This window comes from Cellulomonas sp. P4_A2, from assembly GCF_056402515.1.
Map to the genome: position 1 here is coordinate 19,110 of NZ_JBFUHG010000026.1, position 11,788 is coordinate 30,897.

Consider the following 11,788-nt stretch of genomic DNA (forward strand, 5'->3'; position numbering starts at 1 on the left):
GCGTCAGCGCGTGCGGACCGTCACCGGCGCGCTCGTGCTGGGCTTGACGTTCGCCGTGTCGTTCGGGACGAACGTCGCGGTGTAGGTGTGCAACCCGGTGGTGCCCGACGGGACCGTCCCGATCGCGACCCCGAGCACCACGTCGAGCGTCCGGATCACCGTGGCGCCCTCCTTGATCTGCACCTTGCCGGACGGCAGCCGTCCGTTGTCCTGCCCGACGTTCACCAGCAGGATCGACGGGATGAACAGGAACCCGGGCGTCGCGCTGAGCGAGGTCGTCGTGGTGACCTGCGCGACCTCCACCGGCACGGGCGCGGACTGCGACCCCTGCACGCCTGCGTCGCCGGCGAACCTGGCGACGACCGAGTAGCTGCCCGCCGGCGTCGTCGCCGGCAGCCGGTAGGTCGCCGTTCCGCCCGAGAGCGGGACGGTCGCCAGCACGGTGGCGCCGGAGACGAACTCCACGTTCCCGGTCACGGGCACGGCCGCCGTGACGGTCGCCGTGAGCAGCACCCGGGTCGACGACCCGAACACCTGGCTCGCCGGTGACGCGGTGAGCGTCGTGGTCGAGGACGGGATGCCCGCCTCGACCGTGAGCGGCAGCGTCACCGTCGTGCCGCTGGGTGCGGCCACGAGGGTGAGCGTGTGCGGACCGGCCGGCGTGGAGGCCGGGACGGTCACCGACACGTTCGCGTTGCCCGCGCTGACGGTCGCCGTGCCGATGGACGTGCCGTCGAGCCGCACGTCGAGGCTCGTGTTCAGGGGTGCGCCGAGGCTCGTCAGGTCGAGCTTGGTGACCGGGAACGTGAGCACGTCACCGGCGGTGACCGTGGACGGCACGGTCGGCACGCCGACCGCCTGCCGGGCGAAGTCGGGCGAGAGGCCCGGGTGCGCCTGCAGGTACGCGATCCAGCCGTCGCGGTCGATCAGGCCGGAGTCGCGTGCGTCCGCGCCCTGCGCCACGACGCGGAAGTTGTCGCCGCCCGTGGTGAGGAACGAGAACGTGCCGATCCGGTAGCCGGCCGCGGGGTCCAGCGGGACGCCGTCGACGGTGACCGAGGTGATGTGCGAGCCCTGCGGCGCCGCGGCGTCGTAGGTGTACGTCACGTTGTCGGACAGGCCGAGCTGCAGGTAGGGCCGCGACGACGGCACGTTGCCGTTGGCGTCGGTCTGCCACTGCTGCTCCAGCATCGTCTTGACCTGGGCGCCCGTGAGCGTCGTGGTCCAGAGGTTGTTCACGAACGGCAGGACGCCGTTCGCGTCGGCCGTCGTGATGACGCCGTCCGGCGCGTAGTACAGCTCGTTGCGCAGGCCCCCGGGGTTCACGACGCCGATCTGCGCGCCACCGAGGTTCTCCGGGGCGAGCGTCTCCCGCAGGGCGTTGGCGACGAGGTCGCCGAGGGACGACTCGCTCGCCCGGTCGTCGCGACCCGTGGACGGCAGCGGGCCGGAGCCCGTGTACCCGTTCGGGCCGTACGTGCCGCCCGAGTACGCCGTCGTGATGTCCGCCGTGACGGACCCCACGGGCACCGAGCCGGTGGTGTCGGCGTAGGCCAGGGCCGCGTCGACGATCGACTTGACCTGGGCCACCCGCGGGTAGGCGGCGACCAGGTCGGCGTCGGCGGTCGTCGTGCGCGGCACGTTGGTCTGCGTGTGCGCCGTGACCTCGTCGGAGGCCGGGTCGAACGTCAGCACGATCTTGCCGATGAACTCCCCGTAGCTGCCGGTCTGCAGGATCGGCCGCGTCTTGCCCGCCTCACCGGGGACCGGCGCCTCCCACGCGTACTGCTTGTGGGTGTGGCCGGTGAAGATGGCGTCCACCTCGGGCGAGGTCTCGTTCACGATCTCCGCGAACGCGCCGCCGGCGGCGACCTCCTGCTCGAGCGTGGCGCCGTCCGGTGTACCGGCGCCCGCGCCCTCGTGGTAGCTGGCGACGAGGACGTCGGCCTCGCCGTTGGCCTCGTTGCCGTCGCTGAGCTGCGCGGCCACGCGGTTGATCGCCTGGACCGGGTCGCCCACGTCGATCTGGGTGATGCCGCCGGGGCTGACCAGCGTCGGGGTCTCGGCCGTCACGGCACCGATCACGCCCACCTTGACGCCGGCCATGTCGATGATCGCGTACTCGTCGAGAGCCGGCGTCGTGGTGCCCTTGAGGTAGACGTTCGCCCCGAGGTAGTCCCACTTGGCGTTGGTGCCGCCCGCGATGATGCGGTCCTTGAGGTCGGCGAAGCCCTTGTCGAACTCGTGGTTGCCCACCGCCGAGGCGTTGAGCTGCAGCGCGTTGAGCACGTCGATCGTCGGCTGGTCCTGCTGCACCGCGGACGCGTACAGCGAGGCGCTGACGTTGTCGCCCGCCGAGACGAACGCGACCGGTCCCCCGGCTGCGATCGCGGCGGCCTTCTCCTTCTCGACCGTCCCCGCGAACTTCACCGTGTTGGTGTCGATGCGGCCGTGGAAGTCGTTGATGTCGAGCAGGGTGAGGTTGACCGGCTCGTCGCTGGTCGCCCCGTCGGACAGGCCGACGAGCACCGGGTCGTGGTCGGACGAGCGGTACTGGTCCGGCGCGTAGAAGAGCGTGCCGTGGTAGTTGTACCGGTCGTACTCGAGGGCGATGGACTCCTCGGCGTTGATCTCCCAGATGTCCGCGCCGGTGGCCCGGGTCAGGGCCGGGCCGTTGAGCAGCACGTGGTCGAGCGAGCCGGAGGTGCCGTCGAACGAGTACGAGTACTGGCCGGGCGCGAGCGCCGAGGCCGCGTCGGTGTAGCCGGCGTCGTACAGGACCTGGAGCGGGTCCTCCTTGGTGTACGAGTTGAAGTCGCCGACGAGCGCGACCGACTGGGTGTCGCCCTGGATCGTCGGGACCCAGTCGCGCAGTGCGGTCGCCTGGGCGACGCGGGACGCGTTGGACGCACCCTGCCCGTCACCGGCGTCGGCGTCACCGGGCAGCGGGCCCGCGGAGCCCTTGGACTTGAAGTGGTTCACGACGACGAGGAACGGCTCGCCCCCGCCGACCGGGGTGAACGTCTGGGCGATCGGCTCACGGGCGTTCCCGAAGGCCGCGTTGCCCGAGCTGAGCGTGCCCAGTGCGTGCGAGGGGCCCGTGGGCTCGACGGCCGCGACCCGGTAGATGATCGCGTTCGAGATCACGTCCATGTCCGCGACCGGCGGCAGCTCGGCCGACGACGGGACGAACGCCCAGACGGTGCTGCCGGCCGCGGCGTTGAGCGCGGCGACCAGCGTGCCGACGGCCTCGTCCGCGACGCCGTCGACGACCGCCGAGTTCTCGATCTCCAGGAGGCCGACGACGTCCGCGTCCAGCCCGTTGATCGCCGAGACGATCTTGTCCTGCTGGCGCTGCAGGTCGTCCGGGTCCCAGGCACCGCGCGGCGCGCAGCCCGAGTTGACCGTGACCGGGTCGCCGGTGCGGTCCTTGAACGAGGTGCAGCCGGCGGTCGTCGCGCCCAGCGTCGTGAAGTAGTTGAGCACGTTGAACGACGCGACGGTCAGGTCGCCGCCGACGGCCTCCGGGGCCGCGGTGCGGTCGTTCTCGAACGTCACGGGCGCAGGCCCGGGCGTGGTCGGGTTCAGCTTCCAGAGGTTGTTGCGGAAGTCGACGACGACCGGTGCGCTGATCGTGGCCGACGCGCCGACGCGCAGGGGGTCGGTCAGCGAGATGTACGGCGGGGTGAGGCCGGTGTTGGCGGCCGAGAGGAAGTTCGTCGAGCGGCCGTCGTCGAGGGTCACGCGACGGGCGGCGTTGTCGGCGGCGACCGCCGCGGCCTCGGGAGTCCCCGGGCGGGCGACCTCGGTCGTCTGCAGCAGCGGCGTCGTACCCGTGGCCAGGCCGACCTCGCCGTACTGGTTCGTCGTGAAGGTGTTGGAGACGGTCAGGGCGCCTGTCGGCGTGTAGAGCATCGACTCGAGCACCTCGCGGGCCGCGTCGGTGGTCGGCCAGGCGGCCGAGACCGGGACCACCGGATCCGCCGCGGGCAGTTCCGCCAGGCCGTCGGCCGTGGCGACGGTGATCTCCGTCAGTCCCTCGTACTCGCTCACCGGGCCCGTGACCTGCACGTGGTCACCGATCGACACCGTCGCGACGGTCGCCGACGAGAAGACGAAGATCGCGTCCGACGCGGTCCGCGCGGCGTCGCCCCCGGTCCACGGCGTCTGGATCACGTAGCCGCTCAGACCGCCGTCCGGGTACGCCGCCGTGACGACGCCGTCCGTGCGCACCGTCTGCCCGACCAGCGGGGACGTCGCGCCGGTGCCCTGGATCTCGGCGATGGTGGCGTCGACGGTGCCGCCGGGGTCGGTGGGCACGAAGGCGGTGTTCTGCGGGGTCGGCGCCCCGACCGTGAAGTCCGTCGCGTTCTGGTCGGTGTCCGTGGACGCCGCGTCGCGGGAGACCGAGGTCGGGTTCGTCGTCGCGGATGCCGGGGCGGACCCCTCGTAGGCGGAGGCGGCGCCCCAGCCGACCAGGTCGAGGACGACGTGCTCGGCGTTCAGGACCTGGACCCGACCCTGGGTCCCCGAGATCAGGATGTTGCCCGTCGAGTCGACGGTGGGCAGGTCCGGGAGCGCGAGGTTGGTGCCGGGCCCCTCGCCGACGAGGAAGTACCCGTGGGCCGGGATCGTGCCCGTGAGCGTCGTGGACCCGGTCCAGGTGGAGTTGGTCGCCGCGCCGTACTCGACGCTCCAGCCGGTCACGTCGATCGCTGCGTCCGAGCGGTTGGCCAGCTCGATGAAGTCCTGGTCGAACGCCCCACCGGAGTTGCCTCCACCGCCGTAGACCTCGTTCACGACGACGGTCGGCGAGGCCGCAGATGCTGCGGTCGAGAGCCCGACCACCGTCCCTGTGACGGCGAGGGCGAGAGCGGCTACGCCCCCGGTGAATGACTTCAACAGCGGTGGGCGCACGTCGGACGTCTCCTTCGTCGAGGATCTCGGCGGCTCGGGCGCCGACCGCGGCCCACCCTGGGGGAATGTCCGGAACGCCGCAACTACTGGCGAGTAACCATTGGGTGAACTCGTCCTATGACTTGGTCTTCATAGGCGTTGACCAGCGCAAACACAGGAACGGGCCGCGAGGCCGAACATCGGTGACCTCGCGACCCGCTCACTCTGCGGACAATTGTCTCAGGCACGCAGCGTGGCGCCGAACCTCCGGTGCGCCTCGGCGACCACGGAGTCGCGCACGCCCGCGGTCTCCTGCGCGGTCAGCGTGCGGTCGTCCGCGCGCAGCCGCAGCGCGAACGCGAGCGACCGGTTGCCGACCCCTACCTGCTCGCCCTCGTACACGTCGAACAGCCGGATGTCCTCGATCACGTCGCCCGCGGCGGACGCGACCGCGCCCACCCGGACCGCCTCCAGCACGTCGGCGGCAGGCACGTCCGCCGGCACCACGAGGGCGATGTCCTCCTTGGCCACCGGGAACGTCGAGACCGGCCGCGCCTGGTACGGCTCGGTCGGCGCCGCGGCGAGCAGGGCGTCGAGGTCCAGCTCGAACGCGACGGCCCGCGCCGGCAGCCCGTGGGCGGCGACGACGTTCGGGTGCAGCTCCCCGGCATGGCCGACGAGCACACCGTCCACGGTGAGCCGCGCGCAGCGTCCGGGGTGCCACGGCATGTGGCCCTGGTCCGCCGTGACCGTGAGCTCGACGCCGAGCACGTCCGCGACGAGACGCACCGACGCGAGCGCATCGGTGTGGTCGACACGACGACCCGGTCCCCACCAGCCGGAGGGCTCGCGCGCGCCGGCGAGCACGCCCGCCACGCGGCGCGGCTGCGGCGGGACGGCGGCGTCGATCGCCGCCAGCTCGGCGTCGGACGGCCGGACGCCACCGGGCAGCCGAGGGGCTGCCGGAGCGTCGGCCAGCGGGCGCGTGACCAGGCCGATCTCGAAGATCGCGACGTCGGTCGCTCCCCGGCTGACGTTGCGCCGCGCGGCGTCGAGCAGCGTGACCAGCAGGTTCGTCCGCATGAACGACTGCTCGTCCGAGAGCGGGTTGACCAGGCGCACCGCACGTCGGCGGGGGTCGTCGGCCGGGACCCCGAGCGCGTCGAGCTGGTCCATGCCGATGAACGGGTAGGTCAGCACCTCGACCAGGCCCGACTCGGCCAGCGCACGCGCGACCGAACGCCGCGAGCGCTGCTTCTCGGTCAAGCCGCGGCCACCCGGCGCCGACGGCAGGATCGACGGGATCTGGTCGTAGCCGTGCAGGCGTGCGACCTCCTCCACCAGGTCCACCGCGACGACGAGGTCGGGGCGCCACGACGGCGGCGTGACCCGGACGGCCCCGGCGGACTCTGCCTCGACGACGCAGCCGATCGAGGTGAGCACGTCCCGCACCTCGTCGGCCGTGTAGTCGACCCCGACCAGCCGTGCGGGCAGGTCGAGCGGGAGGACGAACGACGCCGGCGGGACGACGTCGTTCACGTCGGTCACCTCGGCGTCCGCGACCCCGCCGCCGTACTCGGCGAGCAGCGCGACGACGCGCGCCACCGCCACGCGCGGCAGCTGCGGGTCGGCGCCGCGCTCGAACCGCTTGGCGGCCTCGGACGGCAGCTTGTGCCGACGAGCCGTGCGCGCCACCGTGATCGGGTCGAAGTGCGCGGCCTCGACGAGCAGGTCCGTGGTGTCCGGACCGACCTCGCTGTCGCCGCCGCCCATCACGGCCGCGAGCCCGATCGGTCGCGACGCACGCGCCCCGTCGGGGCTGTCGGTGATGAGCAGGTCCTCCGGGTCGAGCACGCGCTCGACGTCGTCGAGGGTCCGCATCTTCTCGCCCGCGGCCGCGCGACGGACGACGATCGGCGCGGCGACCTTGGCCAGGTCGTACGCGTGCAGCGGCTGGCCCAGGTCGAGCATCACGTAGTTCGTGACGTCGACCGCGAGGCTGATCGGACGCATCCCCGCCTGCTGCAGCCGGCGCTGCATCCACTGCGGCGAGGGGTCGTTGGCGCGCACGCCGCGCACCACCTGGGCGACGAACCGGTCGGCGCCGGGCACCCCGTTGATCGGCGCGGCGTCGTCGATCTCGACGGGGAAGCCGCCGCCCGCGCCGGGCAGCGGGCTCGTCGGCAGCCCGTGGTCGGTGAAGGCCGCACCGGTCGACAGGCTGTACTCGCGGGCCACGCCGCGCATCGCGAAGCAGTAGCCGCGGTCCGGCGTCACGTTGATCTCGAGGACCTCCTCGCCGAGCCCGAGCAGCTCGCGCGCGTCGGTCCCCGGCGCCGCCTCGATGCCGAGGCGCGAGAGCACGATGATCCCGGCGTGGTCCTCGCCGAGGCCGAGCTCGCGCTGGGAGCAGATCATCCCGTCGGAGACGTGCCCGTAGGTCTTGCGGGACGCGATCGGGAACGGCCCGGGCAGCACGGCACCGGGCAGCGCGACGACGACCGAGTCGCCGACGTCGAAGTTGTGCGCACCGCAGACGATCCCGCGCGGTGCACCGCCGGGCTCGTTGTGCTCCGGGCCGACCTCGACGCGGCACCAGTTGATCGTCTTGCCGTTCTTCTGCTCCTCGGGCGTGCGCTCGACGACGAGCCCCACCACGAGCGGACCGGACACGGCGGCGGGGAGGATGGCCTCCTCCTCCAGCCCGACGCGCACGAGGTCCGCGGCGAGCTGCTCGGCGGTGAGGTCCGCCGGGATCTCGACGTGCTCCGCGAGCCACGTCAGAGGGATGCGGGGCATCAGATCTCCGTCCCGAACTGGGCGGAGAAGCGGATGTCGCCCTCCACCATGTCGTGCATGTCAGCGATGCCGTGCCGCAGCATCAGGGTGCGCTCGATACCCATGCCGAACGCGAAGCCCGAGTAGACCTCCGGGTCGATGCCGCAGGCCCGCAGCACGTTCGGGTTGACCATCCCGCAGCCGCCCCACTCGATCCAGCCCGGGCCGCCCTTCTTCTGCGGGAACCAGAGGTCCATCTCGGCGCTGGGCTCGGTGAACGGGAAGAACGACGGGCGCAGCCGCGTGCGCGCCTCGGGCCCGAAGATCGCACGCGCGAAGTGGTCGAGGGTGCCCTTGAGGTTGGCCATGGTCAGGCCCTTGTCGACCGCGAGGCCCTCGACCTGGTGGAACACCGGCGTGTGCGTCGCGTCGAGCTCGTCGGTGCGGAACACCTTGCCAGGGCACGCGATGTAGACCGGCAGCTCCCGGGACAGGAGCGTGCGGGCCTGCACCGGCGAGGTGTGCGTCCGCAGCACCAGCCCGGGGGTGTCGACGAAGAACGTGTCCTGCATCTGGCGTGCCGGGTGGTCCACGCCGAAGTTCAGCGCGTCGAAGTTGAACCACTCCGCCTCGAGCTCGGGACCCTCGGCGATCTCCCAGCCCATCGCGACGAACATGTCGGCGATCCGCTCGGACAGGGCCTCCAGCGGGTGCCGGGCGCCGCGGGGATGCCGATCGGTGGGCAGCGTGACGTCGACGGTCTCCTCGACGAGGACCCGGGCGTCGCGCTCGGCCTCGAGCTCGGCCTGACGCTCCGCCAGCGCTCGGCCGAGGCGCGCCTTGGCCTGGCCCAGCAGCTTGCCGGCGGTCGCCTTGTCGGCGGGCTCGAGCCCGCCGATGGCGCGGTTGGCCTGCGCGATCGGGCTGCGCTCCCCGACGTGCTCGAGGCGGGCCGTCTTCAGGGCGTCCAGGTCGGACGCAGCATCGAGGGCCTTGAGGGCGGCCTCCACGGCGGCGTCGATCCCGGGGGCGTCGAGCGGGGACAGGGCGGTGTCGTCGGACATCGGGACCTTCCAAGAATGTGTACAGCGCGGCTCTCGGCCGGGACGCAGCAGCATCCGGGCCGGCGGACAAGTCTAGAGGCGCCCGATCCGGGGACGAGCGGCCGGTCCGGCGTCGGACGGCCTGCTCAGGTGCGCGTCAGTGACGCAGCCCGGGAACGGGCCCGGGAAATCGGCGACCGCCGGCCGCCTGCGCACGCGCTGTCATGGCGCCATCCTGCCACGCCCGCCCAGCGGAAACCTCTCCACGACCTCGTAGAGCGGTCCTCCCCCACGCCCGGCGCCGGGCTGCGACGAGACGAGCAGGAGCTCGTCGACCTCCCAGCGCGGCCCCTCGTACACGGCGAGCGCCCGCACGACGCCGTCGGCGACGTCCACCTCGCGGTCCGGCTCCGGGCCCGGCCGACCACGCTCGTTGCGCGACGAGCCCCGCCGCGGCGGCCGGCTGCCCGGTCGCACGCGGCCGATCGTGAGGTGCGCCCGCTCGCGGGCGCGCCGGTCCGGTACGTCGCCCGCCTCGATGCACCCGACGCTCACGGCGCGCTGGGTCTCGACGTCGCCGCCGACTCCGACCCAGAGCGTGCGGTGCGAGAACACCCCCGCACCGCGCAGGACCAGCTCGTACGGCTCGATCCCGGCGGCCAGCTCGGCGAGCTCCGCGGTCAGGCTCGGGAGCACACCGTCGGGCTGGTCGCCGTAGAACGCCGTGGTCAGGTGCCATGTCTCGCGCGCCGACCAGCGCACCGCCTGCGACTGCCCGGACGGTGCGCCACGCACCGCACCGAGAGCGATGTCGAGGTGGTCGAGCACGTGCTCAGGAGGCCAGACGGCCGCGAACAGCCTCACCGGTGCGCCCGGGAGCTCGCGTAGAGGCAGACCGTCGCCGCCGTGGCCAGGTTCAACGACTCGGCACGGCCCCGGATCGGCACCCGGACCACCGCGTCCGCCAGCGCCCGGTCCTCGTCGCGAAGCCCCCACGCCTCGTTGCCGAACAGCCAGGCGGTCGGGCGGCTCAGGTCCGGCACGCCGTCCTCCGCGGAGCCGACGACGTCGAGCAGGTCGTCCAGGTCGAAGTCTCCGGCGCCGTCCGCCGCCAGCACGAGCAGGCCCGCACGGCGCAGGTGGCCGGTCGTCGTCGCGAGGTCCGCCCCGGTGACCACCGGCAGGTGGAAGAGCGAACCGGCCGTCGACCGGACGACCTTGGGGTTGTGCACGTCGACGCTCTCGCTGGTCAGCACGGCGGCGTCCGCGCCCGCCGCGTCCGCGGCCCGGATCACGGTGCCGGCGTTCCCCGGATCGCGGACGTTCGACAGGATCGCGACGAGCCGCGGGCCGACGAGCTCGTCGAGGGCGTGCGCGGTGAGGGAGGCCACCGCGACGATCCGCTGGCCGTCCGGGCTCATGGCGTCGAGCACCTCGGCCGTCCCCACCGACACGCGGATCCCCCGGTCCTGCGCGCCGACGACGATCTCCGGGTACCGCTGCGCCGACTCGGTCGTCACGTACACGTCGTGCACGTCGGCCCCGGCCAGCACGGCCTCCCGGACCGCCTGCGGCCCCTCGACGACGAACCGCCCCGCGCGCTGCCGAACCGCCCGGTTGCTCAGCGCCCGCACGGCCTTGACCCGCTCGGCGCGGGGATTGGTCAGGGTGCTCACCGGGACATCATCGCGTGCTCGTGCAGGGAGCGGGTCGGGACGCGCACGGGGTGGGACGCCCGCGCGGATCGACGTCGCGACGCAACCCGCCGGCCACACTGCGCGGGTCGCGCGTCGCCCAGCGCGGTCTCGCGTCGCCCAGCGCGGTCGCTCGTCGCCGAGCGCTGTCGTGCCGCGGTAGCGATCGCGGGCCGGTGGCAGCGGCGGGTGACCGGCGATAGCGCTCGGGGAGGCGGGCCGGGGACGACGAAGCCCCCGGCGTCCTGAGGACCTCGGGGGCTTCGGGTACGCCGACCCGCCGCCCGGCTCCGGCGAGGGAGCTCTGGGCGGTCGGGCTCAGCGCACGAGGGTCACGCAGCCTTCGGCGCGTTGACGTCCTCGGGCAGGGCAGCCTTGGCGGCGGCCACGAGCGTGTTGAACGTCGCGGCGTCGTTCACGGCGAGGTCGGCCAGCACTCGGCGGTCCACCTCGATGCCCGCGAGCTTCAGGCCCTGGATGAGGCGGTTGTAGGTCAGACCCTGCTCGCGCGCCGCAGCGTTGATCCGCTGGATCCACAGCTTGCGGAAGTCCTGCTTGCGGACCTTGCGGTCACGGTAGGAGTAGACGAGGGAGTGGGTGACCTGCTCCTTCGCCTTGCGGTACAGGCGCGAACGCTGCCCGCGGTAACCGCTGGCGCGCTCGAGGGTTGTCCGGCGCTTCTTCTGGGCGTTTACCGCCCGCTTCACGCGTGCCACGTGATGCTCCTTGCTGGTCTCGGGCTCGGGATGGGTGACCGGGGCGCTGGTGCGCCCCCGCGATCACTTACCGAGCAGCTTCTTGATACGGGGGGCGTCGGCAGGAGAGACGACGAGGTCGCCGGCGATGCGGCGGGTGCGACGGCTCGACTTGTGCTCGAGCAGGTGGCGGCCGCCGGCCTGCTCACGCATGACCTTGCCGGTCCCGGTGACCCGGAAGCGCTTCTTGGCACCGGAGTGCGTCTTGTTCTTCGGCATGGCTGCCGTGTCTCCTTGTCGTTACATCGCACGGGATCGTGCGACTCGTCTGGTGCGGTCCGACCGGTGGGTCAGCCCGTCCGTTCGTTCGGGTTCAGCTGGCTTCTTCCGAAGCCGTCGTGCTGGTCTGTGCCTTTGCCGCAGCGGCGGGTCCGGGGCGCGGCGCGGGACGCGGCGTTCCGGTCGGCTTCGGCGTGGCCGACTTCGCAGCAGCCGTCGATCCCGCGGACGCGGGGCTCGGGGTGGCGGGCTTCGAAGCGGCAGTCGTGGTCGGCCGGGCGGCCGGGGTGGTGCTCGGACGTGCGGCGGCCGCGGGACGCGGTGCTGCAGCCGGGCGGGGTGCCGACGACGCCGGACGCGGCGCCGAGGCGGCCGGTCGCGGTGCGGCGGCAGCCGGGCGGGG

Annotated in this window: 8 protein-coding genes; 1 reads left to right on the top strand and 7 read right to left on the bottom strand. The window is 72.9% G+C overall.

Translation table 11 applies throughout. The annotated features are described in order from the left end of the window. Positions 1-3 precede the first annotated feature (3 nt). The 7 genes from AC1DUE_RS19025 to rpmI form a co-directional block, all read right to left on the bottom strand. Complete coding sequence (locus tag AC1DUE_RS19025) at positions 4-4,917, bottom strand: ExeM/NucH family extracellular endonuclease (protein WP_477040978.1); 4,914 nt, start codon at positions 4,915-4,917, stop codon at positions 4-6. Between the two features lie 219 nt (positions 4,918-5,136). Then, the gene (pheT, locus tag AC1DUE_RS19030) at positions 5,137-7,695 is read right to left on the bottom strand and encodes a phenylalanine--tRNA ligase subunit beta (protein WP_477040979.1); all 2,559 of its coding nucleotides are present in this window, start codon (positions 7,693-7,695) and stop codon (positions 5,137-5,139) included. After that, positions 7,695-8,738, bottom strand: coding sequence for a phenylalanine--tRNA ligase subunit alpha (gene pheS, locus AC1DUE_RS19035; protein WP_477040980.1), 1,044 nt, complete (start codon positions 8,736-8,738; stop codon positions 7,695-7,697). Before pheS ends, pheT begins: the two co-directional genes overlap by 1 nt. A 201-nt stretch (positions 8,739-8,939) precedes the next feature. Next, positions 8,940-9,581, bottom strand: a complete 642-nt coding sequence (thpR, locus tag AC1DUE_RS19040) for an RNA 2',3'-cyclic phosphodiesterase (RefSeq protein ID WP_477040981.1) — start codon at positions 9,579-9,581, stop codon at positions 8,940-8,942. Next, complete coding sequence (locus AC1DUE_RS19045; protein WP_477040982.1) at positions 9,578-10,393, bottom strand: TrmH family RNA methyltransferase; 816 nt, start codon at positions 10,391-10,393, stop codon at positions 9,578-9,580. The genes thpR and AC1DUE_RS19045 overlap by 4 nt, the downstream gene beginning before the upstream one ends. Before the next feature lie 350 nt (positions 10,394-10,743). Continuing rightward, positions 10,744-11,127 carry a 50S ribosomal protein L20 gene (gene rplT / locus AC1DUE_RS19050; RefSeq protein ID WP_028046909.1) on the bottom strand — a complete coding sequence of 128 codons (384 nt, stop codon included), beginning with the start codon at positions 11,125-11,127 and terminating at the stop codon, positions 10,744-10,746. Positions 11,128-11,190: 63 nt separating this feature from the next. After that, the gene (rpmI, locus tag AC1DUE_RS19055; protein ID WP_028046910.1) at positions 11,191-11,385 is read right to left on the bottom strand and encodes a 50S ribosomal protein L35; all 195 of its coding nucleotides are present in this window, start codon (positions 11,383-11,385) and stop codon (positions 11,191-11,193) included. Positions 11,386-11,579: 194 nt separating this feature from the next. Here rpmI and AC1DUE_RS19060 point away from each other — a divergent pair. After that, the coding region (locus tag AC1DUE_RS19060; RefSeq protein WP_477040983.1) for a hypothetical protein at positions 11,580-11,788 on the top strand (209 nt) is incomplete at its 3' end.